The sequence below is a fragment of the Collinsella aerofaciens genome (genome assembly GCF_015546965.1).
Lineage (GTDB): Bacteria > Actinomycetota > Coriobacteriia > Coriobacteriales > Coriobacteriaceae > Collinsella > Collinsella aerofaciens_X.
On the sequence record NZ_JADMUF010000014.1, the window covers coordinates 1 to 25,177 of the forward strand.

Annotated in this window: 17 protein-coding genes; 13 read left to right on the forward strand and 4 right to left on the reverse strand. The window is 58.5% G+C overall.

All coding sequences use genetic code 11. From position 1 onward, the window contains the following. Positions 1–246 precede the first annotated feature (246 nt). Genes coaE through uvrB form a run of 3 tightly spaced genes read left to right on the forward strand, consistent with a single transcriptional unit; the run spans position 247 to position 3,754 of the window. The gene (gene coaE, locus I1M21_RS08770) at positions 247–888 is read left to right on the forward strand and encodes a dephospho-CoA kinase (protein WP_117746700.1); all 642 of its coding nucleotides are present in this window, start codon (positions 247–249) and stop codon (positions 886–888) included. Beyond that, on the forward strand, positions 881–1,462 hold the full coding sequence (locus I1M21_RS08775) for a lytic transglycosylase domain-containing protein (RefSeq protein ID WP_195193270.1): 582 nt from the start codon (positions 881–883) through the stop codon (positions 1,460–1,462). Before coaE ends, I1M21_RS08775 begins: the two co-directional genes overlap by 8 nt. A 51-nt stretch (positions 1,463–1,513) precedes the next feature. Then, positions 1,514–3,754, forward strand: a complete 2,241-nt coding sequence (uvrB, locus tag I1M21_RS08780; protein WP_117746698.1) for an excinuclease ABC subunit UvrB — start codon at positions 1,514–1,516, stop codon at positions 3,752–3,754. A 65-nt stretch (positions 3,755–3,819) separates the two neighbouring features. Here the strand turns inward: uvrB and I1M21_RS08785 are convergent, their stop codons facing one another. The 4 genes from I1M21_RS08785 to I1M21_RS08800 all read right to left on the reverse strand — a co-directional run bounded on the left by I1M21_RS08785 (position 3,820) and on the right by I1M21_RS08800 (position 9,942). Beyond that, on the reverse strand, positions 3,820–5,460 hold the full coding sequence (locus I1M21_RS08785) for an NAD(P)/FAD-dependent oxidoreductase (RefSeq protein WP_195193271.1): 1,641 nt from the start codon (positions 5,458–5,460) through the stop codon (positions 3,820–3,822). Between the two features lie 80 nt (positions 5,461–5,540). Next, complete coding sequence (locus I1M21_RS08790; RefSeq protein WP_195193272.1) at positions 5,541–6,812, reverse strand: NAD(P)/FAD-dependent oxidoreductase; 1,272 nt, start codon at positions 6,810–6,812, stop codon at positions 5,541–5,543. After that, on the reverse strand, positions 6,813–7,643 hold the full coding sequence (locus I1M21_RS08795) for an Mrp/NBP35 family ATP-binding protein (protein WP_055310500.1): 831 nt from the start codon (positions 7,641–7,643) through the stop codon (positions 6,813–6,815). It abuts the gene before it with no gap. Between the two features lie 145 nt (positions 7,644–7,788). Next, the gene (locus I1M21_RS08800) at positions 7,789–9,942 is read right to left on the reverse strand and encodes an LTA synthase family protein (protein ID WP_195193273.1); all 2,154 of its coding nucleotides are present in this window, start codon (positions 9,940–9,942) and stop codon (positions 7,789–7,791) included. A 193-nt stretch (positions 9,943–10,135) separates the two neighbouring features. Between I1M21_RS08800 and uvrA the strand changes: the two genes are divergently transcribed. The 10 genes from uvrA to I1M21_RS08850 all read left to right on the forward strand — a co-directional run bounded on the left by uvrA (position 10,136) and on the right by I1M21_RS08850 (position 25,122). Beyond that, positions 10,136–13,015, forward strand: a complete 2,880-nt coding sequence (gene uvrA, locus I1M21_RS08805) for an excinuclease ABC subunit UvrA (protein WP_195193274.1) — start codon at positions 10,136–10,138, stop codon at positions 13,013–13,015. A 132-nt stretch (positions 13,016–13,147) separates the two neighbouring features. Further along, a complete protein-coding gene (gene ybaK / locus I1M21_RS08810) occupies positions 13,148–13,648 on the forward strand; it encodes a Cys-tRNA(Pro) deacylase (protein WP_006236166.1) in 501 nt (166 codons plus the stop codon). A 105-nt stretch (positions 13,649–13,753) separates the two neighbouring features. Beyond that, on the forward strand, positions 13,754–15,334 hold the full coding sequence (gene murJ / locus I1M21_RS08815; protein ID WP_195193275.1) for a murein biosynthesis integral membrane protein MurJ: 1,581 nt from the start codon (positions 13,754–13,756) through the stop codon (positions 15,332–15,334). 6 nt (positions 15,335–15,340) lie between these two features. Next, positions 15,341–17,281, forward strand: coding sequence for an excinuclease ABC subunit UvrC (gene uvrC, locus I1M21_RS08820; protein WP_324248736.1), 1,941 nt, complete (start codon positions 15,341–15,343; stop codon positions 17,279–17,281). A gap of 364 nt (positions 17,282–17,645) precedes the next feature. Then, a complete protein-coding gene (locus I1M21_RS08825) occupies positions 17,646–19,259 on the forward strand; it encodes an ABC transporter substrate-binding protein (protein ID WP_035138897.1) in 1,614 nt (537 codons plus the stop codon). Positions 19,260–19,416: 157 nt separating this feature from the next. After that, positions 19,417–20,373, forward strand: a complete 957-nt coding sequence (locus I1M21_RS08830; protein ID WP_035138896.1) for an ABC transporter permease — start codon at positions 19,417–19,419, stop codon at positions 20,371–20,373. A gap of 3 nt (positions 20,374–20,376) precedes the next feature. After that, the gene (locus tag I1M21_RS08835; protein WP_035138893.1) at positions 20,377–22,392 is read left to right on the forward strand and encodes a dipeptide/oligopeptide/nickel ABC transporter permease/ATP-binding protein; all 2,016 of its coding nucleotides are present in this window, start codon (positions 20,377–20,379) and stop codon (positions 22,390–22,392) included. Continuing rightward, complete coding sequence (locus tag I1M21_RS08840; RefSeq protein WP_006236159.1) at positions 22,393–23,220, forward strand: ABC transporter ATP-binding protein; 828 nt, start codon at positions 22,393–22,395, stop codon at positions 23,218–23,220. Positions 23,221–23,300: 80 nt separating this feature from the next. Continuing rightward, complete coding sequence (locus I1M21_RS08845) at positions 23,301–24,278, forward strand: acetylxylan esterase (RefSeq protein WP_195193277.1); 978 nt, start codon at positions 23,301–23,303, stop codon at positions 24,276–24,278. Then, complete coding sequence (locus I1M21_RS08850) at positions 24,271–25,122, forward strand: acetylxylan esterase (protein ID WP_195193278.1); 852 nt, start codon at positions 24,271–24,273, stop codon at positions 25,120–25,122. The genes I1M21_RS08845 and I1M21_RS08850 overlap by 8 nt, the downstream gene beginning before the upstream one ends. Positions 25,123–25,177: the final 55 nt, after the last annotated feature.

Sequence of the window (25,177 nt, forward strand, 5' to 3'; positions counted from 1 at the left end):
CCATCGCGCCGAGAGTACTGCGGGGTCAGCCCGTGGGAGGCCAGGGCGCCGCTGACCGGTGGACGGCACCGAGCCGTCATCGAACTGAGAAGGGGGAGGCCTCGCGGCCTCCCCCTTTTTGCGTTATATACACGTTGTGCTTTGGGACCTAGCTCCCCCGTATGCGCTCTTACTGTTTGGCTGTATTTTGAGTCCTTCTAGTGTATTTGAGCGATAATTACTCGCATTGGCGTTAGGGAGGGCTTGATGTTTACCGTATTTGTCTTGGGCAATATCGCTTCGGGTAAGTCGACTGCCTGCCGCTATTTCGAATCTCGTGGCGCTATGCTTATCGATCTGGATGAGCTTGCAAAATCGCTGTATGTGCCGGGCTCTGATATCGTCAATGCTCTCGCGGATGAATTCGGTTGGGACATTTTGGATGAGGAAGGCGGCATTCGCCGCAGCATCCTCGCCTCTCGAGCTTTCGCTTCTCCTGATTCGGTCGCACGGCTCAATGGCATTGTGCATCCCGTTCTGATTGAACAGCTTTCGCTTAGGATTCTCGATCCGGTTTGTTGTACGGTTTCATCACCCCGTTACCCCTTTGCGGTGGTTGAGGTTTCTGCTCCGACTGGTTTTGAGGATGCATTTGGCTTGGCTGATGAAATTCTGGTCATTAGCGCCCCTTTGTCAGTTCGTCGCGAGCGCGCTATTCAACGTGGCATGGAGCCATCTGATTTCGATGCCCGTTCTGCTTGCCAGCCTGATGAGTCTGCGCTGTGCAATCTCGCTACAACGGTGATTGATAATTCGGCAGCCGATAATTCGCTCTTTGAGCAGCTTGACTCGTGGCTTGCATGCCACGGGTTTATAGACACTCCGGATAAGGAGGAGGCCGATGCCTAAGACACGTTTCTTTATGTGGTATCGCGTGGCGCCACTTGCCGTTGTGTTCGTCTTCGGCCTTATTTCGCTCGTCTACTCGCGTGCTCCTGCCGCTTTCTTTAAGCCGCTGTATCCGATTGACTATGAGGCGTATGTAAAGCAATCCAGTATTTCGCATAATCTTGATCCGTATCTGGTGTGCGCTGTCATTAAGTCGGAATCGAATTGGGACCCCGAGGCCGAGTCGAATCAGGGTGCTCAGGGATTGATGCAGCTGATGCCCGAGACTGCCCAGGATATGATTGCCAAGGGCCTTGTCGACGGAGGGGAGTATTCGGCCGACAATCTTAACGATCCGGCTACGAATATCGAGTTTGGCTGCGCATACCTCTCGTATCTTCTCGCCTATTTCAACGGGTCGACGGATAGTGCCATCGCCGCCTATAACGCCGGTATGGGCAATGTCGACGGATGGGCGCAGCAGAACACGTCGCTCCATAATGCGATTACCTTCCCTGAAACTCAGGCTTATCTGATTCGCGTCAATAATGCCTGGGTTCGATATAAGACTCTCTATCCCGATCGGTTCGTATAGGACTAAGCCCACCGCCCGCGTATACTGCAGATGTATGAGTTAGGAGTATCCATGGCGGAATTTGAAGTAGAACGCGTTGGTGGTGAACTTAAGCGCTTTGGCGTTGAGGGCGCTGATGTGCCGTTTAAGGTCGTGTCTCCATACGAGCCCGCTGGTTCCCAGCCTAAGGCCATTGAGTCACTTGTGCGGGGCGTGAGGGACGGAGACCGCTATCAGGTTTTGCTGGGTGTGACTGGTTCGGGTAAGACTTTTACGATGGCCAAAACCATTGAGGCCTTGGGTAAGCCGACCCTTGTCATGGCTCCGAATAAAACGCTCGCCGCTCAGCTTGCGAGCGAGCTCAAAGAGTTCTTTCCCAATAACGCTGTGGTCTACTTCGTCTCGTACTACGACTACTATCAGCCCGAGGCGTATGTGCCGCAAAGCGATACATATATCGAGAAAGACTCCTCGATTAACGAAGAGGTCGAGATGCTGCGCCATCAGGCGACCGCGTCACTGCTCTCTCGACGTGATGTGATCGTTGTCGCATCGGTCTCGTGTATCTATGGCATTGGCTCTCCTGAGGACTATGCGGGTCTGGCTCCAAACGTCGACAAGAAGGTGCCGCTCGAGCGCGATGACTTTATCCATGCGCTTATCGACATTCAATATGATCGCAATGACTATGACCTGGCACGTGGCACGTTCCGCGTGCGCGGCGATGTTGTTGACGTGTATCCGCCTTATGCCGAGCATCCGTTGCGGTTTGAGTTCTTTGGCGACGAGGTCGAGCTGATTGCCGAGATCGATGAGGTCACCGGTGAGATGCTTCGTGAGTACGAGGCCATTCCCGTATGGCCGGCATCGCACTACGTGACCGAGAAGCCGAAGGTCAAGGCGGCTCTGAAATCGATCAGCGAAGAGTGCGAGAAGCGCGTGGCGGAGCTCAAGGCGACCGACAAGTTGCTCGAGGCGCAGCGTCTGCAGCAGCGTACCGATTATGATCTTGAGATGCTCGAGACGATGGGCTTTTGCAACGGCATCGAGAACTACTCGCGTCATCTGGACGGTCGCAAGCCGGGTGAGCCGCCGTTTACCCTAATCGATTACTTTCCCAAGGATATGCTCTGCATCATCGATGAGAGCCATGTGACGGTGCCGCAGATTCGCGGCATGCACGAAGGTGACCGCTCGCGTAAGGTGACGCTGGTGGAACACGGTTTTCGCCTGCCCTCGGCGCTCGATAACCGCCCGCTTCGTTTCGATGAGTTTGAGGCAAGGATCCCCCAGTTTATCTATGTTTCGGCCACGCCGGGCGACTACGAGCTGCGGGTGAGCCAAAACGACGTGGAGCAGATTATTCGTCCGACCGGCCTGCTCGACCCCAAGATTGACGTGCGTCCAGTTCGCGGTCAGATTGACGATCTTGAGGACGAGATTCGCGAGCGCGTTGCCCGCAAGGAGCGCGTGCTGGTGACCACGTTGACCAAGCGCATGGCCGAGGACCTGACCGACCATCTACTTGATGCGGGCATTAAGGTCAATTACATGCACTCTGATACGGCGACAATGGACCGTGTCGAGATCCTGCGAACGCTGCGCGAGGGCAAGATCGATGTTCTCGTTGGCATCAACCTGCTTCGCGAGGGCTTGGATCTTCCCGAGGTCTCACTGGTGGCAATTCTCGATGCCGATAAGGAAGGCTTCTTGCGCAACCGCCGTTCGCTGATTCAGACGATTGGCCGTGCGGCCCGTAACGCCGATGGTGAAGTCATCATGTATGCAGACGTTGTGACCGATTCGATGAAAGAGGCCATCGAGGAGACACAGCGCCGTCGCGAGATTCAGATGGCATATAACGAAGAACATGGCATTGTGCCCAAGACAGTGCGCAAGGCCATCAACGACATCTCAAGTTTTATTGCCGAGGCCGAAAAAACTGTGGGCTCCAAGGGACGCTCGAAGGGCGACTCTCTTGGCCATGGCGCATTCTATACGCCCGATGAGTCGGGCGAGGGCGGTGTGCCGGAAACGGTGGCGCCCGAGCAGACACTTGCGGAGCAGTTGGAAGAACTGCCGCATGACGAGCTTGTGCGGATCGTCGAAACCATGGAAGAGGATATGCGTAACGCTTCTGCCGCTATGGACTTTGAGGAGGCGGCGCGCCTGCGCGATGCTGTCGTTCAGATTCGGGCGATGCTCGAGGGTGCGTCTGAGGACGAGACGATCGAGCGCTTACGCTCGCAGGCCCGCAAGGGTTCCACGTTCGCATCGGGCAGAAAACGCCAGGGTGCACGGTTTAAGAAATAGCGAACAGGCCCCGAGTTCCCTGTGGAGCTCGGGGCCTATGTCTTTTGCGCGCTGGAATTTGTGCGTTAGAGATCTGCGATCAGGGCTTCAGCACAACGGATGCCGTCGGTGGCCGCGCTCATGATGCCGCCGGCATATCCAGCTCCCTCACCACAAGGGTAGAGGCCCGGGGTCGACACGGCGTGGCACGTTCGGTCTCGGATGACAGTGACCGGTGAGCTCGAACGAGTCTCCACGCCGGTAAGAACGGCATCGGGACGGTCGTAGCCTCGTAGCTTTTTTCCGAGTAGGGGAAGTCCCAGGCGGAGCGACTCGACGATATGCTGTGGTAGGGCTTCGTCAATTGCCGTCCAGGTCACACCGAGCGGATAGGTGGGCTTTACCTTTCCGGGCGCCTTGCTGGCGCGTCCTGCGAGGAAATCTTCGACGAGTTGTGCCGGTGCGTTCCAGTTGGAACCGCCCAGGCGATAGGCGGCCGCCTCGCAGGCGCGCTGGAGCTCGATGCCGGCGAGCGGGTCATCGTTGGGAAGGTCCTCAGGCGTGACGTTAACGAGCAGGGCGGCGTTTGCGTTGCGTCCGTCGCGGGCATTGAGGCTGGCGCCGTTGACGCACAGGTGGCCCTGCTCGGAAGAGGCGGCGACAACCTGCCCGCCGGGGCACATGCAAAACGAGAACACGCTGCGGCCGTTGGGAAGATGGGCGACGAGCTTGTAGGGGGCTGCTCCGAGGGCAGGATGTCCCGCCAAGGCTCCATATTGGGCTCGGTCGATGTCGCGTTGCGGATGCTCGATGCGAACGCCCATGGCAAAGGTCTTTTGTGCGAGGGCCACGTTGTGGTCCTTAAGGAGCTCAAAAATATCGCGAGCAGAATGCCCGCAGGCGAGGATGAGGTGCTTTGTCTCGATTGACTCGTAAGCGGCGTCGTGGGACGATAGGACATCAATACTGGTGATGGCGCCAGACGCGTCGATGCGAATGTCGACGAGCTTCGTTCGATAACGGACGACACCTCCGAGCTGCTCGATGCGCTGGGATATAGCGGTGACAACCTTGGGAAGGATGTCGGAGCCAATGTGCGGCTTGGCATCCCACAGAATATCGCGGGGCGCACCCGCCTCGACGAAGGTTTCGAGGATAAGGCGATGGGCGGGATTTTTTGTTCCTGTATTGAGCTTGCCGTCCGAGAAGGTCCCCGCGCCGCCCAGACCAAACTGGATATTGCTCTCGGGGTCGAGGATGCGCTCCTTTAGAAAGAGATCGATCGCCTGCGAGCGGCGAAATGCCGGGTCGCCGCGCTCGATAAGCAAGGGCTTCAGACCCGCTTCGGCAAGGGTGAGTGCAGCGAAAAGGCCGGCGCATCCGGCGCCGACGACGACGGGGCGCTCTTTGGGTGCGTCGGAGACGGGGGAGGGGAATGAAGGCCCATCGTCTTCTATCGCGCGTACGCGCGAGCGGTCACGCTCGGCAACGCTGTCGACCGCTTCTCGCTCGAGGTGGGGACTAGTCAGCTCAACACGAAAGCTCAGGATAAAATGGACGTCTCGTTTTTTGCGAGCGTCGATTGACTTGCGGTGGAGCTCGATGGACTTGATCTCGGAGTCCTTGCAACGTAAGACGCGCTTGGCGACTCGCTTGCCAACAATGAGGCAGGCATTTTCATCGCCGGCTTCATCGAGCGACGCGTTGACTTGGGTGATTTCGATCATCGAGGTCTCCTTAGAGGCAAGAAAGAGGCCGTCCGGTATCCCAGACGGCCCGAATGCGTTTTTGATTATAGACTGCGCGGCTACAGGCTGCTTGCAGCGCGAATGCCCGAGAGCCAGGCCCACGCAAGGTTAAAGCCTCCGCAATCGGCGTCGATGTCGAGCGCTTCGCCGCAGACGTAAAGCGGGGCGTCGACAACGCTGCGCGCGCGTAGACTGGGTGTTGAGATGCTCTCGACAGATACGCCACCACGCGTGACCTGCGCCGAGCGCTCCTCGGCTGTTCCCTCGACGAGCAACTTAAAGTGCTTGAGGATCGAGACCAGGTGGATGGCATCGTTGGAGCCTGGATGGCACTGCTCGAACGCTGTACAGACGACGCGGGAGAGTTGCGGGGCGAGCATGCCGTCGAGCCAACGGGGATCGCGGGGCGAAAAGCCGCCGAGCAGCTTAACGCGCCGGTTGAGCATATCGAGCAGCTCGTCTTTAGAGAGGTCGGGGAAAACGTCGAGCAGGATCGTATCGCCGTGCTGGATACGACGGGAGAGGTTGAAGACAGCGACGCCCGAGATGCCGAAGGCTCGAAACAGTACTTCACCGTCTTCGTGCCAGAGCTCACTATGGTTACGGGTGAGCGTCAAGCGGGCGCGGACGCGCAGACCATCCAACGTCTTGAGTGCCGCCCGATCGCCAACGACCGTTGCCGATACGGGGCAGAGGATGGGGCGCAGCGAAGTGAGGGGGAGACTAAACGTATCGGCGATACCGGTGGGGTTGCCGCCCGTGGCGATAATTACGGTATGTGCCTGCAGGGCCTCGTTCTTGCGAGGGACATCGGCGAGCGCTTTCCGAAGCGAGCGGAGCTCCGATTTTCGGTCGTCGTGCTTTTTTGCCTTGAGCGCCCGCGCTGGACGGTCTATTTGGAGTGCCCAGCCTTCGGAAGCTTTGTGCGCCGAGGCAACGTTGGCTCCGCAGATTAAGGTGATACCTAGGCGGTCGCAAACGTTGAGAAGCGCGTCGCGCACCGATTCTGCGCGAAGGGAGCGCGGGTACAGCCGGCCTTCCTCGGAGGTTGTCATGATGCCCAGCGAGGAGAAGAAACCCATAAGCTCTTGTTCGGGTTGGGGGCCCATGACGGATTCGACGAATGCGGGGTGGTTATACCGCTGAGAATCAATCGATTCGTTGGAGAGGTTGCAGCGGCCGTTACCGGTCGCAAGGAGCTTAAGGCCGCAGGCGACATCGCGCTCAACGATGCAGACGCTTTTGCCAGCACGTGCGGCCGTAATGGCGGCGGCGAGGCCTGAAGCCCCGCCGCCGATTACCAGGACGTCATAGAAGGCGCTCGTGTTCACTTAGGCCTCGTCGGTCTCGTGCGGGGTAATGGCCTCGACGGCAGAGACTGCCTTGGGCAACATGCCATCGGGCAGCGCGGTCTCGACCTCGCCCTTATCGCAGGCCTCGGCGAGTGACGGATTGATGGGAAGCGTGCCCAAGATGTCGAGGTTATAGCGCTCTGCGACCTCGGGGAGCTTGCTCTTGCCAAAGACCTCGATCTTCTTGCCGCAGTCGGGGCACTCAATATAGCTCATGTTTTCGACGATGCCCAGAATGGGGACGTTCATCTTCTCGGCCATGTTGACCGCCTTGGCGACGATCATCGAGACCAGATCCTGCGGGCTCGTGACGATGACGATGCCGTCGACGGGCAGTGACTGGAAGACGGTGAGCGCGACGTCGCCTGTTCCCGGAGGCATGTCGACCAGCAGGTAGTCGATGGGGCCCCACGAGGTCTCGCTCCAGAACTGCCTAATGGCGCCTGCGATGACCGGACCGCGCCAAAGGACGGGGTCGGTCTCGTTTTGGAGCAGCAGGTTGGAGCTCATGACCTTGACACCGTGCTCGGAGATTTCGGGCAGCATAAGGTTGCCAAGGGCATGGACGTGGCGTCCGCTCATACCGAACATCTTGGGGATAGAGGGACCGGTGATGTCGGCATCGAGGACGCCGACCTTGTGACCGTGACGGGCAAGCTCGGTGGCGATGGCGCCGGTGACAAACGACTTGCCGACACCGCCCTTGCCGGAAAGCACGGCGATGACGCGTTTGACCTCGGACAGCGTGTTCTCCTCAAATTGCGACGGCGACGTTTGTCCGCCGGCGGCCTGTGCGTGCTCGCAACCCATGTATGACTCCTTTGTATATGTTGGGGCCGGGGCCCCGCGATGTGACACGAGCGTCATTGTACCCTCGTTTGCGAGCGGGAGCCATTTGCGATGCATTTGGGCCGAGCGTGCTTGCAATACGATGGGCCCAAGCGAATGGGCGGGCTTACTGAACTTTGCTGGCGAACTCGAGGTATTGCATGCGCTGCAGCTTGTCGATCGTCGAGGCGTATGGGCTGTCTTCAGATTCCAAGTCGTAGCGCAGCCCGTCGGCACCGAGGTAGCCGGCGACATTGATGGTGGGCACATCTGACCTTGTTGCAAGCAGGGCCTTTTGATAGTCGGTGAGCGGGGCGCCGATCTTATTAAGGGTAATGGCTGCAATCTCGTTTGCCCCGACGGTGTCGTAGACGTTGAGCTCGGTATTGCCGGCGATTTCATAGTTAGCCCAGACGAAATAGGTCGACTGATAGATACGGAAAGCGTGGCTTGCCGTATCTTCCTGAGGGTACAGCTCGTCGTTGAGAGTCGTTGCGGCGCTCGGCTGATGGTCGCCAAAAAAGACAAGGACAACCGGTCTGCCGATATTGCGGAGCTCGTTGATAAAGTACTCGAGGTCCCGGTCGGATGCGTTGATGCAGGTAAGATAGGTGTTGAGTGCGCTATTGGCACCCTCGCTGGCTCCCTCGACCCAATAGTTTGTCAGCTCCTCGGCGGGAACGGTGCCATAGTCGTAGCCGCCGTGATTTTGCATCGTGACGTCAAAGATGAACTGCGGGGCTTCGTCGGTTCTAAGCAGGTCGAGTATCTTGTCGTAGGTGGCGTAGTCGCATACGCCGGCATGGTAACGGGGCGCACCTTCGAAATCGCCGATTGAAAGAAAGTCTCCAAAGCCCAGCTGCTGATAGATTTTATCTCGATGGTAGTTGACGGGGTTTTGCGGGTGCATAGCGGTAGCGGTATACCCAAGCTCCTTAAGGTCCTTTGCCAGGCTGTTGACGCCATTCATCTGATACAGCTGATAGGGGATTTTGCCTAATCCGACAAAGGCCGTTGTCGCTCCGGTCAAAAATTCGAATTCGGAGTTCGCCGTTCCGCCACCGGCGACCGAAGCGAGCATGGTGCCGCGAACAAGTGTGTCGGGAAGCGAGTTGTAGAATGCGGGGCCGGTGTACCCGGCCGCCTGGAGTTGCTCAAAGCACGAAAGATCGCTAAAACTCTCGTTCATGACGGCAACAATCGTCGGCTTGATTTCATTGAACTGGGCAACGGCCGCCGCGCGCTGCTCGCTCGAGCCATACGTGCTGTCGTAGGTAGCGGCGAGCTCCTGCTCGATGCTCTGCGCCTCATCGGGCGTATAGTCTTCGGGCTTCTCAATGGGCAACTCGTTGACCATTTCGGTAAACGAAGTGATAAAACCCTGAGATGCATACGTGGTGATGGGCTGCCAACGGTCAAATCCAAAATTCAGCGCCTGCTCCAAGTCGATGCTGGAAAAGCCCGAGAGCCCCACAACGGTCACTAGCAGAAAAGCGCAGAGGTTAGCGGCGATTGCGGGGAAGATATGGGTGGGCGTACGGAGCTTTCGCGGTCGGATAAGCGAAAGAAGCCCCAGGGAAATCTCCAGCAGGGCGAGAGAGGTTACGATTCCGGCGGTAAAGGTAAACTCGTATCCCTCGCTCACTTCCATTGCGGTGCCAAGGGCCAAGATATCGCTTGGCAGGATGGCCTCGCCTTTAAACGTTATGACGAAGTGCTCGGCAATGCCAAGGACGCAACAGACGACGGGCACGAGGGCCATGACGCCTCCATGACGCTGTCCCAGCAAATAAAGGGAGAGCAGAACCGTCGCGAGCAGCCCGACGGAAAACCCGAATGAGTTGGCGGGAATGCGATAGAACGTTTCGTTGCAGGCAATTTCGAGTGAAACGAACGAGAGCGCTGAAACAGCGGCGATGACAAGGATGTCACGGCAAATACAGGCAACCGTTCCCGTCGCAAGATCGGTTTGGTCGATAAGTCCCGAAACCAAGGGCTCGACAAGAAGTATGACGGCGGCAGCACCGAGCGCCGAATAAGAAAGGACCCATAGGGAACTGTCCTCATTTACGAGCAATTGATTCGTAATCCATGCAGCTACCATGCCGAGCGGGATGAGGAGCGTCGCGCACCAAAAGACGCGGGCAATGGGCGGCTTTTCATTGTGTTTGATTGAAAAATACACGCGCACGACGACGGTGGCCACGATAAGGACGGCGATGAATATGGGCAGATTGGCCATGTCGCTCGAAGTGATTTCAAGGGGGATGTCTTCGGTCATGGACGTTCCTCTGTTACAGCAAATTAAGTTCAGTATTAGATTACTGTAACCTTTCCACGGCATTTCGAGAAACAAAGCACCTGATACGCAAAGCTAAAGGTCTGCGAATCTTGTATTACGAACATCTGTGCGCGTCGAGTGCGCTAAACTCATCGACAGTATGATTCGATGCAATAGGAGGCAAGGAGCTTCCATGTCTGATTCTTCTATCGTTATTCGCGGCGCTCGTGAGCACAACCTCCGTGATATCGATGTTTCCATTCCGCGTGACCAACTCGTGGTCATTACCGGTCTTTCTGGCTCGGGCAAGAGTTCGCTGGCATTTGACACTATCTATGCCGAGGGCCAGCGTCGATATGTCGAGAGCCTTTCGAGCTATGCGCGCCAGTTCTTGGGCCAGATGGACAAACCCGACTTGGATTCAATCGACGGCCTTTCGCCGGCGGTGTCGATTGACCAAAAGACGACGTCTAAAAACCCTCGCTCGACGGTTGGCACCGTAACCGAAATTTATGACTATCTGCGCCTGCTGTTCGCCCGTGTGGGCACCCCGCACTGCCCCGAATGCGGCCGCGTCATTGAGCGTCAGACGACCGACCAGGTTGCCGACAAGGTCTTGGCGGCGGGGGAGGGCCGCCGCGCGTTTGTGCTGGCACCGGTGGTGCGCGGGCGAAAAGGCGAGTACACCAAACTGTTTGAGGACCTTCGCGCCGAGGGCTTTAGCCGCGTGCGTGTCGACGGTGAAGTGCGCTCGCTCGACGATCCGATCGATCTGGACAAGAAGTTCAAGCACGATATCGAGGTCGTGGTCGATCGCATCGTGATCCGTGAGAACTCTCTGGGCCGTATCGCCGAGTCTGTTGAGCAGGCGACCGCGCTGGCTCACGGCAATGTAAACGTGTACATGCTGCCCGATCGTGATGCTCCCGAGGGGACCGAGGGCGAGCTGCTGGAGTATTCGTTGGCCTTGGCGTGCCCGGAGCATGGTCACTCCATTGACGATCTTCAGCCGCGTGATTTTTCGTTCAACGCTCCCTATGGCGCATGTCCTGAGTGCGACGGCCTGGGCTTTAAGAAAACCGTTGATGCCGAGGCGCTGATCGAGGATCCCTCGAAGTCCATTGCCGACGGAGTCTTTGGTAGCCTGTTCGGCAATTCGAACTACTATCCGCAGATTTTTGCTGCGGTCTGCAAACACTTTAAGGTGAGCACCGATACGCCGTGGGAGGACTTGCCCCCTCGCGTGCGTCGTGCATTCTTGGATGGCCTGGGCGATACGAAGATCTCGGTCGACTACCAAAAGCTCGACGGACGTCGCAGCCAGTGGGATACCAAGTTTTCGGGCGTTCGCAACATCCTGTACGAACGCTATACCGAGACGACGAACGAGAACACCAAGGCGCGCTTGGAGAAGTACATTCGCGAGGAACCGTGCTCGAGCTGCCACGGCGCTCGTTTGCGCCCTGAGATGCTCGCCGTCACCGTGGGCGGCAAGTCCATTTACGAGGTTTGTTGCCTGTCGTGCCGTGAGTCGCTCGAGTTTTTTGAGGGCCTGGAGCTCACCGAGCGCCAACAGTTTATCGGCGGGCGCATCGTCAAGGAAATCCTGGAGCGCTTGCGTTTTCTGGTCGATGTTGGACTCGACTATCTGACGCTCGATCGTGCCTCGGCGACGCTTTCTGGTGGCGAGGCGCAGCGTATTCGCCTGGCAACGCAGATCGGCGCGGGTCTCATGGGCGTGCTCTATATTCTGGATGAGCCCTCGATCGGTCTTCATCAGCGTGACAACGAGCGCCTGATCAAGACGCTCGAGCGCCTGCGCGATATCGGCAATACCGTTATCGTTGTCGAACACGACGAGGATACAATCCGTGCCGCCGACTACGTGATCGACATGGGGCCCGGCGCCGGCGTCAACGGCGGACACGTAGTCGCGGCGGGAACGCCTGCCGATATCATGGCGTGTCCTGAGTCGATGACGGGCGCTTATCTGACCGGCAAACGAATGATCCGGGTGCCTGATGAACGGCGCAAGCCCGGTCGTGGCTGCCTTAAAATTACGGGCGCTCGAGCCAACAACCTCAAAAACGTTACCGCCAAGATCGAGTTTGGTACGCTTACGGTTGTTACCGGCGTGTCGGGATCGGGCAAGAGCTCCCTGGTTACCGACACCATCGCGCCTGCCCTTACGAATGCCATTCACCGTTCGACGCGCCCTGTGGGCCCATATAAGAAAATCGAGGGTATCGAGTGTATCGATAAGGTTATCGATATCGACCAGTCGCCGATTGGCCGCACGCCGCGTTCCAACCCTGCTACCTATATCGGCCTGTGGGATGATCTTCGCGCGCTGTTTGCGAGTACGCCGGAGTCGAAGGCGCGCGGCTACTCACCGGGTCGTTTCTCCTTTAATGTGAGTGGCGGGCGCTGTGAGGCGTGCAAGGGCGACGGACAGATCAAGATCGAGATGCACTTCCTTCCCGATATCTACGTTCCCTGCGAAGTTTGCGGCGGTAAACGCTACAACCGCGAGACACTCGAGGTCACCTACCGTGGCAAGACCATCTCGGACGTACTTGACATGAGCGTGGCCGAGGCACTGGCTTTCTTTGGGAATATCCCGCAGATCAAGCGAAAGCTCCAGACGCTGTACGATGTAGGCTTGGGCTACGTGAGCCTGGGCCAGCCCGCCACGACGCTTTCGGGCGGCGAGGCGCAGCGTGTGAAACTCGCCAAGGAGCTTCATCGACGCCAGACGGGCAAGACGTTCTATATTTTGGACGAGCCGACGACCGGCCTTCATTTTGAGGACGTCCGCCAGCTGCTCGATGTGCTGCAGCGCTTGGTCGATGCGGGCAACACGGTGCTGGTGATTGAACACAACCTTGATGTCATCAAGGTTGCCGACCGCCTGATCGATATGGGTCCCGAGGGCGGTAACGGCGGCGGAACCGTCGTGGTTTCGGGCACACCGGAGCAGGTTGCGGACTGTCCGCAGAGTTATACGGGCAAGTTTTTGGCGCCGTTGCTCAGGCGTGACCGGGAGCGTCAAGCTCAGCTTGATGCTCAATAAATAGGCGATTCAGTTTATGGGCGCCATCGACTCCTTGTGATTCGATGGCGCTTGCTGTGCCGAAGTGACGTATGCAGCCGAATTGGACATATACTTAATCCTTGCGTCCGAATGCGAGGGAAAGGATATGTCATGGCAAAGGCTGTAAAGACGCCAAAAACCAATGCAATGCGCGAGCTGGAAAGCGCCGGCATTTCCTATGTTCTACATACGTACGAAGACGATGGCGATGAGTCGGTGGGCCTGGGGGTCGCGATTTCGGAGCAGCTTGGCGAGGAGCCCGGTCAAGGATTTAAGACTTTGGTCTGTGTGACACCGTCCAACGACTATGTCGTGTGCTGCATCCCTGTTGCCGACGAGCTCGATCTAAAGTCCGCCGCGCGTGCCGCGGGGGAGAAGTCCTTGGCCATGATGCATGTGAAGGATTTGCTTGCGGCGACTGGCTACGTTCGCGGCGGCTGCAGCCCGGTCGGTATGAAAAAACGCTACCGGACGCTCATTGATGAGACATGTGTCCTTTGGGATACCATTTTTATTTCGGGAGGCAAGCGTGGTTATCAGCTCGAGCTTGCACCCGATGATTTAATTGCATTTTGCGGGGCGACGGTTGCCGCGATTACGAGAGAGGACTGAGCGATGCCGCAGGAAGAATTGAAGTGCGGAGCTCATTTTGCAAAAGAATCTGCGCCTCAGACACCCTCATCCGAAGCTTCTTCGTCGCGAGATGACACTGACGACATGGGCTCGTCGGACTACTCCACGGTTGGTCGTTCCGCCGGGCTTATGACCATCCTGACCATCGTGTCTCGCATCACTGGTTTTATCCGCACGTGGGCAATGGCGGCCGCTATCGGCATGTCGCTACTCTCGTCCTCCTATCAGGTCGCCAACAACCTGCCCAATATGCTCTACGAACTCGTGATGGGCGGCATGCTCGTGACGGCGTTTTTGCCCGTGTACATGGGTGTGAGGCGTGAGCAGGGTCGCGAGGCCTCGAACGAGTACGTGGGCAACCTGCTCGGCATTCTGCTTTTGGTGCTGGGCGGCATTTCGTTGCTGGGGACCGTGTTCGCCCCGGGCTTTATCTGGACGCAATCGTTCCTTTCGGGTGACGGCGGCAGCATGGATATCGCTGCGTTCATGTTCCGTTTCTTTGCCATCCAGATTCTGTTTTATGGTTTGGGCTCGGTGTTTTCGGGCGTTCTCAACGCGCACCGCGACTACTTTTGGTCGACGTTTGCTCCGGTCCTCAACAATGTGATCGTCATTGCGAGCTTTATGGGTTTTGCGCCCGTGTCCGCACAGTTTGGCGAACGTGCCGGCATCATCTTGATTGCGGCCGGTACGACCCTCGGTGTCTTTGTTCAGATGGCATGCCAGATCCCCGCGCTTGGCAAGCACGGCGTGCATCCCCATATCCATATCGACTTTAAGGACCCCGCACTGCGCCAGACGATTGCGCTCGGTATCCCGACGCTGCTCGCCACGGTGTGCATGTTTGTCTCGACTTCTATCACCAACGCTGCTGCGCTGGTGGTCCAGCCCGAGACGGGTCCTTCCGTCATCGCCTATGCGCGCCTGTGGTACACGCTACCCTACGCGCTGATTGCCGCCTCGCTTTCGACGGCGCTCTATACCGAGCTCTCTCACGACGCACAGGAGAAGGATTACGACAGCGTTCGCACGGGCATTTCGCGTGGCGTCGCCCAGATGCTGTTCTTCCTGATTCCGTTCGCGCTGTACCTGATTGTCTTCGCGCGTCCGCTCAACATGATCTACTGTGCTGGCAAGTTCGATGAATCCGGCGTGACGCTGGTGTCCGAGTACCTTGTCTACCTGGCGCTCTCGCTGCCGCTCTACGGCGTGGTCGTCTTGATGCAGAAGAGCTTCTCTGCCTTGCTCGACATGAAGCCCTATAGCTGCTATTGCCTGTATTCCGCCATCGGCCAGGCCGGCTCGGTTCTGCTGTTTGGCGTTGTGCTGGGCTTCGGTATGCCGGCAATCGCGCTTTCGTATGTCGTCGACTACGTGATCTTGGTCGGCTGTTCGCTGTGGTGGCTGCGTCGTCGCCTGCGTGGCCTTCAGGTCAAATCTATCCTGCATGGCGGTTTCTTTGGCCTTTTGCTCGGTGGCCTAGGTGCTGCCGCAGGCGCCGGCGTCATGTGGGCGCTTGAACACTTTGTCGGGGCACTTGGCGGCTCGATTCTGATTACTCTTGGCTACGTTTGCGTTGCGGGTGTCGTCTCGCTTGCTGTTACCTTTGGCCTTGCCGTCGTCCTTAAGATGCCCGAGGTCTCGGCGCTGCTTCGTCGCAAGTAGGTGCGTGTGGCCGGTCACGACAACATTCCAACGCTTGCCGAACAGGTTTCGCGCGTTCCCGCGCAGCCCGGTTGCTACCTTTGGAAGGATGCCAAGGGCGATGTCATCTACGTGGGCAAGGCGAAAAACCTGCGCGCCCGTATGCGCCAATACGTGACACTGCAGGATGAGCGTCAAAAGATCCCGCTGATGATGCAGCTGGTGGCGAGCTTTGACTATATCGTGGTGGAGACCGAGCATGAGGCGTTGGTGCTCGAGCGCAATTTGATTGGTCAGTACCATCCGTACTTTAACGTCGACCTCAAGGATGACAAGAGCTATCCCTTTATCGCCATTACAAAGGGCGACCTGTATCCCGCTATCAAATACACGCGTGAGCGTCATAAGCCGGGAACGCGCTATTTTGGACCCTATACCGATAGCCGTGCGGCACGTGAGACGATAGATACGCTGCGCAAGGTGATCCCGATCTGCTCGGCTTCTTGTGCGGAGTGGCGTCGTTGTCGCCGTATCGTCGAGTCCCACAAGGGCGAGGAAAACATCGTCAATATGATTTGTGCGCAAAACGGGCGTCCCTGCTTTGACTACCATGTCGGTCGTGGCCCGGGTGCATGCGTCGGCGCGATTTCTCCTACGGACTATGCCAAGAACGTCAAGCGTGTCGAGCGCTTTTTGTCGGGCCACCGCAAGGATGTCGTCGATGAGCTGACCTCCGAGATGGCGGATGCCGCCGAGGCGCTCGACTTTGAGCGCGCTGCCCGCGTCAAACGTCGTTTGGAGGTCATCAGGGGTCTGGACGACCGTCAGCAAGTCGTTTTTCCCTCCAGTGTCGATATCGATGTCATCGGGTTCTATCGCGAGGAGACCATCTCCGCCGCTTGCGTCTTTGTCGTGCGTGAGGGTCGAACGGTTCGAACCTGCGAGTTTATTCTCGATAAGGGTTTGGATGTCGACGAAGAGGAACTTCAATCGGGCTTTCTTAAGCGCTATTACGACGAGACGGCTGATATTCCAGCTGAGATAAACCTCTCTGTCGAGCTTGAGGATGCGGAGGCGCTGGGGGAGTGGCTTGCAGGCAAGCGCGAGCGTTCCTGCCATCTCCATAGGCCGCAGCGTGGCGAAAAGCACCGTTTGCTCGATATGGCATCCAAAAATGCGCGCCATGCCCTCATGCGCTACATGATGCGAACGGGGTACGCTGACGACCGCACCAATCAGGCGCTCCTAGAGCTCGAAAGCGCGCTGGCGCTGCCGGCGCCGCCGATGCGTATCGAGTGCTTCGATATCTCGACGCTGCACGGAACCTTTACCGTCGCCTCGATGGTGGTGTTTACCAACGGGCGCGCCGACAAGAGCCAGTACCGTCGTTTTAAAATTCAGGCCGAATTGGACGAGGCAAACGACTTCGTTTCGATGTCCGAGGTTTTGGGACGACGCTATGCTCCCGAGCGTATGGCCGACGAGCGCTTTGGATCGCGCCCCGATTTGCTCGTTGTCGATGGCGGTAAGCCGCAATTGACCGCTGCGATCAAGCAACTTGAGGCTCTTGGGCTCGATATACCAGTTTGTGGCTTGGCGAAGGCCGACGAGGAAGTTTTTGTGCCCTGGGACGAGACTCCTGTCGTGCTGCCGACCGGGTCTGCTTCGCTCTATCTTATTAAACAGGTACGTGATGAGTCCCACCGATTTGCCATCACGTTCCACCGCGAGTTGCGCGATAAAGCCATGACGGTTTCGGTACTCGATGACGTTCCAGGTGTGGGACCCACCAGAAAACGTGCCCTTATGCGCCATTTTGGCTCGATGAAGCGTTTGCGCGCGGCGAGCGAGCAAGAGATCGCGGAAGTTCGCGGCATACCTGCCGATGTTGCCAAGGCGGTCCACGAGGCGCTCGTTGCATGGAATGCCGAGCGCGCCGAGGCGGCGGCTGGCCATTCCGATAGCTAAACACGAGTCTAAACAACTGATATACATGATTGCGCGATTTTCAACCATTTATTTCGCCATGATTGCCTGCTGGTTTCGGGTTTTATTAACGCTAAAACGTTTGACTAACCCAAGCGAAAACCCTGCTATCCTGCGGGTTGACGAAGACTGATATCTCACCTCGCCGATACATACTGTCTGGCGAATCGTTTGTCAACGAATTCGGTGAACGGTAGTAAATACCGTTCAAGCGTATGTATGTATCGGTCGCCGAGCGCGGCACCTCAGTTGGGTTCGTCGGTAGGTAAGGTATATATCGTCCGCAAGTTGCGCGGGGGCAAGTCTAGGTGCTCCCGAGTAAGATTCTCTATTGATAGGAGAAGACATGGCCATCATCAACAAGGGTATGTCCAGGCGTTCGTTCCTCGGCCTCACCGGCAGCGTCGCTGCTGTCGCAGGGCTTGGTCTCACCGGCTGCGGTGGCAGCTCTAGCGACGAGGGTTCCGCTTCCGGTTCCACCGATTCCGCCAACCGTGGCGGCGGCGTGATCACCGCTGGTTCCGCTTACGCTCCGTCCAGCTTCGATCCCGCCAGCACCGGCTCCGCTGTGGGCCTGGGTGCTAACTGGCACGTCGTCGAGGGCCTCTACGGCATCGATTACCACGACTACAGCACCTTCAACGAGCTCGCCACCGACGATCCCAAGTCTGTGGACGACACCACTTTCGAGGTCACCATCCGCAAGGGCGCCAAGTTCTCCGATGGCACCGAGGTCACCGCTGACGATGTCGTCGCCTCCTACACCGCTTGCGCCGCTTCCGCTACCTATGCTCCGTTCTTCCAGCCCTTCGAGTCCATCGAGGCCAAGGACGCCAGCACCGTGACGGTCAAGACCAAGGTCCCCAACTTCTCCCTGCTCAAGGATCGTCTGGCTATCGTCCGCGTTACCCCGGCCACCCAGACCGAGGAGGATCGCGCCAAGCAGCCGATCGGCTCCGGCCCCTGGATGTACGACTCTATCTCCGATACCGAGATCACCCTGGTTCCCAACCCCGAGTACAACGGTGAGTACGCTGCCGAGGATAAGAAGATCCAGTACAGCATCCTGACCGACCCCACCGCTCGCGTTACCGCTCAGCAGGAGGGCTCCACGCTCGTTATGGAGCTCGTTACCGCTGACGCCGTCGACCAGCTCGAGAGCGCTGGCTGCAAGATTGACAACGTTCAGGGTTTCGGCACCCGCTTCATCATGTTCAACGTTGCCAAGGAGCCTTGGAACAACGTCAAGGTCCGTCAGGCTGTCATGTATGCGCTCGACACCGAGAAGATGGTCAGCAACACCTTCGCCGGCCTTGCCACCGCTGCCAGCTGCTACCTGCCCAAGAGCTTCACCAACTATCATGAGGCTTCCACGGTGTACAAGACCGACGCCAAGAAGGCTAAGAAGCTCATCGAGGAGTCTGGCATCACCCCGGGTGCCATCACCCTGCGCACCACCGACAACGAGCAGATTAAGGGCATGGCCGCCCAGGTCAAGAACGACCTCGACGCTCTCGGCTTCGATGTGACCATCCAGACCGATACCTCGCCGGCTACCTACGCTGCCATCGACGGCGGCGAGGCCTACGATATCCTCCTTGCCCCTGGCGATCCTTCCTGCTTCGGCGCCGACCCCGACCTGCTGCTCAACTGGTGGTACGGCGACAACGTCTGGATGCAGACCCGTTGCCCGTGGAAGGAGTCCGCTGAGTGGCAGAAGCTCCATGGTCTCATGGACGAGGCTCTTGCCGCCGAGGGCGACGAGCAGCAGAAGAAGTGGAACGAGTGCTTCGACATCATTGCCGACAACGCCGTTCTGTACCCCGTTGTCCACGTCAAGACCGTCTCCGCTTCCTGGGACGATCCGTCCACTGCGCCCAACGGCGAGGCTCTCGATGGCTTCAAGGGCATCGGCACGACGAGCATGTCCTTCAGGGGCGTTGCGACCGTCAAGGCGTAAGACTCGCTTGAGTCTGTATGCAGGATGTCGGTCGTTGGGACCGTATCCTCATAGTTGAAACAAAGACCCGGGCGGCAACGATGTCGCTCGGGTCTTGTAATGAGTATCCGTACTCATATACCAGTTGGTCCTACCGACAAAAGAAAGGGGAGAGAACGTGAACAACTTGCTACGTTTGATTGGAAGGCGTCTTGTGGCGCTGCCGATCATGGCATTGGGCGTCACCGTCCTGGTGTTCTTCCTTATGTCGTTCTCCAAGACCGACCCCGCCTACACGGCGTTGGGTGACGGTGCCTCGCCCGAGGCGGTTGCCGAGTACCATGAGAAGTATGGTCTGGACGACCCCTGGCCCGTGCGTTACGTGCGCTATATGGGCGATCTGATCCATGGCGATATGGGCACCTATGGTGCTGCTCGCAACTCCGTTGCCAAGCGCATCTCCACGGCCCTGCCCGTCACGATGCAGCTGACCTTCATCGGTCTTGCCATCGGTGCGGTCGTTTCGTTTTTGCTCGGCGTCATCGCGGCTCTGTATCGCGACAAATGGCCGGACCAAGTGATCCGCGTCTTTTCCATCGCCGGCTTGGCAACCCCGTCGTTCTGGCTTGCCGTTCTGTTGATCCTGCTGTTCTCTTCCTACCTTAAGGTGCTCCCGGCATCGGGTGCTCTGCCTCACTTCACCACGAATCCGGTTGGCTATCTGGGACGTATGATTATGCCCGCTATCGCCTTGGCATTTCCGCTGACGGGCCAGATGACTCGTATCGTGCGTACCGCCATGGTCGAGGAGCTCGATAAGGATTATGTCCGTATGGCTCGCGGCGCCGGCGTTCCCGAGAAGGTCGTCGTCGGCATCAACGTTCTTCGCAATGCGCTGATCACCCCGGTCACCACCCTCGGTCTTAAGATCGGTTACCTCATGGGCGGCGCCGTCGTCATCGAGGTTATCTTCAACCTCCCCGGCATGGGCACCGCGATTCTGCAGGGCGTTCAGGGCAACGAGGCGAACCTGGTTCAGGGCGTCGTTATCGTCGTTGCTCTTGCCTTCATCATCATCAACATCGTGGTTGACATGCTCTACCTGCTCATCAACCCGCGCATCAGGACGGTGTAGATTATGGTAAAGATTCGAGAGAAGCAAACCGAGCAGCTCGAGAAGGCTGCCTCCAAGGGGCTCAAGCTCGGTGGCTGGAAGAAGATGACGCTGTCTTCTAAGATTGCCGCCGTCGTGCTGGTGCTGGTCGCCCTGACTGCGATTCTGGCGCCCCTTCTTGCCCCCTATAGCCCGGTCGAGATCTTTACGGCTCGCCAGGCTCCCGGCAACGGATTTATCTTCGGTACCGACGATAAGGGTCGCGACATTCTGTCGCGTATGCTCTACGGTGGTCGTTACTCGCTGATCATCGGCTTTGGCGCCACCGCCATGGCTCTGGTCTGCGGCTCGGTCGTGGGCGCCCTTGCAGCGGTTTCGCGCAAGGCCGTCTCCGAGACGATCATGCGTATCTTGGACATCATCATGTCCATCCCGGGCATCGCCCTCGCGGCCGTCTTCGTCTCCATCCTGGGCAACTCCGTGCCGTCGATCATCTTCGCCATCGGCTTTATGTACACTCCGCAGATTGCCCGTATCGTGCGCGCCAATATCGTGTCCGAGTATGGCGAGGACTATGTCCGCGCGGTCATCGTTTCCGGCGCCAAGGCTCCGTGGATTTTGATCAAGCATGTTCTGCGTAACTGCATCGCCCCGATCATGGTCTTCACCGTTACCCTGGTCGCCGACGCCATCATCTTCGAGGCCTCGCTGACCTTCATCGGCGCTGGTATTCAGGAGCCCACCGCTACCTGGGGCAACATCCTCGCCGACGCCCGCGGCGGCGTGCTCGCCGGCCGTTGGTGGCAGGCGCTGTTCCCGGGCCTGGCCATCATGATCACCTGCCTGGCGCTCAACATCCTTTCCGAGGGCATTACCGACGCCATGGCCGCTGCTCCCTCCGCCGCCCTGGATCCGACCGATTCCTCCAAGCGCCGCGAGGCCGACCTGCTGGTTTCCGACCCCGTTCGTGCCTACAAGGAGCAGGCTCAGTCCCTCTCCGCTCGCCTTGGCGCCCTGCGCGATGTCGAGCTCAAGCGTGATGATCGCCATGTGCCCGATGAGTCCGTTGAGCCGATCCTTTCAGTCCGCGATTTCTGCATCCAGTTTGAGCACCACGGTGATATCAACGTCGTCGACCACGTTAACTTTGACGTCCGTCCCGGCCAGACTATGGGCCTGGTGGGCGAGTCCGGCTGCGGTAAGTCCATCACCACGCTGGCCATCATGGGCCTGACCGACGATGACGAGCATCTTTCCGGTGAGGTTCTCTGGGAGGGCCGCGACCTGCTCAAGATGAGCAAGAAGGAGTGGTTCGGCCTGCGCGGTACCGATATCGCCATGGTCTACCAGGACGCCCTATCTTCGCTCAACCCCTCTATGCTCATCTCTGCCCAGATGAAGCAGCTTACCAAGCGCGGCGGAACCCGCAGCGCCGAGGAGCTCCTGGAGCTCGTCGGCCTCGATCCCAAGCGCACGCTCGAGAGCTATCCGCACGAGCTTTCCGGCGGCCAGCGTCAGCGTGTCCTGATCGCTATGGCCCTTACCCGCGACCCCAAGCTGGTCATCTGCGACGAGCCCACGACCGCTCTGGACGTTACCGTCCAGAAGCAGGTCATCAAGCTGCTCAACGATCTTCAGGCCAAGCTCGGCTTTGCCATGATCTTCGTTTCGCATGACCTGGCTCTGGTCGCCGAGGTTGCCCATAACATCACGGTTATGTACGCTGGCCAGGTTATCGAGCAGGCACCCACCAAGGAGCTGCTCACCAACCCGATCCACGAGTACACCCGCGGTCTTCTGGGCTCCGTTCTGTCCATCGAGAGCGGTTCGGGTCGCCTGCACCAGGTGCCCGGCGCCGTTCCGAGCCCGCGCGATTTCCCCAAGGGCGATCGCTTCGCGCCCCGCTCGAGCCATCCGCGTATTGGCTTGGACACCCGTCCGGTCTTCAAGCGCGTGCCTGGCACCGAGCACTTCTATTCCGAGCTCCCCGACGAGGTGCTCAAGGCAAATGGTTTGACCCCTCACGCGGAGGTGATGTAGATGAGCGAGACCGCAGTAAACGGCGTCGAGCCGATCATCTTCCTTGATGACGTCCACGTCACCTTTAGGACCCGTACCGGCTCGATTCTGCACCCCAACCTGGTTCACGCCGTCCAGGGTGTAACGATTAAGCTCATGCCCGGTCAGACGATTGGCATCGTCGGCGAGTCCGGTTGCGGTAAGTCCACCACCGCTAACGTCATGTGCGGCCTGCAGGCCCCCACGAGCGGCAAGGTCTACTTTAAGGGCAAGGACGTTACCAAACGTACCGCCGAGGACCGTCGCCACATGGGTCGCGTCATCTCGGTCGTGTTCCAGAACCCGGCCACGGCGCTCAACCCCCGCATGGTCGTTCGCGAGCAGCTGCTCGACCCCATGCGCGTCCACAACCTGGGTACCGAGGCCGAGCAGGAGAAGCGCGTCAAGGAACTCTTGGAGCTCACCGGTCTGCCCAGCTCCGCTGCCGAGGTTCTTCCCGGCCAGCTTTCGGGCGGCCAGCGTCAGCGCGTCGCAATTGCCCGTGCCCTGTCGCTGAACCCCGATGCCATCATCGCCGACGAGCCCACCTCGGCTCTGGACGTTTCGGTCCGCGCGCAGATTCTGAACCTGCTGACCGACCTTAAGAAGGAGCTCGGCCTGGCCATGGTGTTCATCAGCCATGACATCCAGACGGTCCGCTATATCTCTGACGACATCATCGTTATGAATGGCGGCAAGATCGTCGAGCAGGGCGAGGCCAAGCAGGTCTTCCAGCACCCCCAGGACCCCTACACCAAGATGCTGCTCGGCGCTGCGCCGTCGCTGCTGCATCCCAAGCTCGGCGAGTAGCCTCGCTTTCCTTCCCGTGCGCCCGGTTCCCTTGCCGGGCGCACCTCCGTTGCGATTTCGAAAGGTTGGGTTCACGAGCCATGCCAAGTGCTCAGGAGCTACAACATCAATTTGGTGAATATCGAGGCGCCATGCCCCGTCCATCAGATTTCGATCTCTTTTGGAAGGATCGCATGGCCGAGGCCGACGCCGTCGGGCTTGACTATGCGATCGAGACGGCATCGGTCGCCGATGCCGCGACCTGCCAGCTTTTCGACCTCTGGTATACCGGCATGTGCGGCGCGCGCCTGCATGCCAAGTACCTTAAACCCGTCTCGGACGAGCCCGTGCCGCTGGTGCTACAGTTCCACGGCTATCCGGGTGCAAGCCGCAGCTGGTTTGAGCAGGCGTCGTTTGCGGGCATGGGCATGGCACTCATCGCTCTCGATTGTCCTGGCCAGGGTGGCCCCTCCGAGGATATTGGTGGATTTGAAGGCACGACGGTTGCCGGTCATATCGTCGCCGGTATCGACGGCGACCCGGCCAACCTCTACTATGTCCGCTTGCACCAAGATATTCGCATCCTGTGCCGCATCGTTCGCGAGCTCGAGGGCATCGATCTTTCCCGCGTATTTGTGAACGGCGCGTCGCAGGGCGGCGGTCTGGGCATTGCGACCTGTGCGCTTAACAGCGAGCTTATCAATCGCGCCGCCATCCTCTATCCCTTCCTGTCAGATTTCCGCCTGGTCTGGGATTTGGATGCCGACGACATTGCCTACGAGGGCCTGCGCTATTGGTCTCGCTGGTTTGACGAGGACTCGACTCGTATTGACGAAGCCTATGCCAAGCTGGCGTACTTCGATTCCAAGAACTTTGCCCCTATGGTCAAATGCCCCGTGCTGTTTGGCACCGGCACAGCCGATATCGTCTGTCCGCCAGCGACGCAGTTTGCGGTCTATAACAACCTGACCTGCGAAAAGCGTCATGAGTTCTTTGAAGGCTTTGGCCACGAGGAGATTCAGGATTTTGACGATCTGATCATTCCGTTTTTCTGCAAGGGAGGGGAGGCTCATGTCTAAGTGCGAGAGCAATGTTGACGAGCTGATTGTCCCCGGACTCGTGGGAATTCCTGGAACGGTTTCGTCAAGGCTCGCAGAATATCGGGACTGGCGCGGTGATGTCCAAGCAGATGTTTCTGATTTAGAGACATGCGCTTCGAATCTTGAGATTCAAGGCCTGGCCATAACGGCGATTGACTTTGTTAACCCCTGCGCCCGTTACTCGGAGGTCTCCTTTGAGCTCGGTGACGATGCGATTCACGCTCGTTTGATCGAGCCTGTCGGTCGTGCCCGAGTATCTGAGCGCGTGCCGCTGTGCCTGATGTTCCACGACATCGATCGGCCTGTGCGCGGCTGGCATCACATGACGAGATTTGCCGCCATGGGGTATGCCGTTCTCGCGCTGGATGACGATGTTACTGGTGCGGACGACCTGCAGCGGGGGATTTCTTCGCCCGCATTTGTCAGGCGCGTCCGTTGGGGCTGCGCGTTGGCGAAGGTCGCGCGCAATCTTGATGGCATGGACCCCGACCGCATCTTTGCATGGGGCGAGGGTCTTGGCGGCGGAGTCGCGCTGGCGGTTTCTGCTCTGGACGAGCGGGGCCTCGCCTGCACGGCGGTTGCCAATCCGCTTCCTGGCGGCCTTGAGGCGCTGTCGTCTCGGGTGCGCGGATCGGTGCTCATGGGCACATCGCTTATGGATACCGTGAGCGATCCCAAGGATCAGTTTGCCGTATTCAACGGTCTTGAGTGTGACCGGAGGCATATCATCTATGCAAAATACGCTCACGAGCGCATCAATGCGTTCGAAAACGAAGTCGTCGACTTTTTTAACCAAACGTTCTACTCGTGTTCTTTGGCCTAGACGGCCTGGACACTGCCAACAAGAGTGGGTGGCATAGGGCCGCCCGCCAGACAGC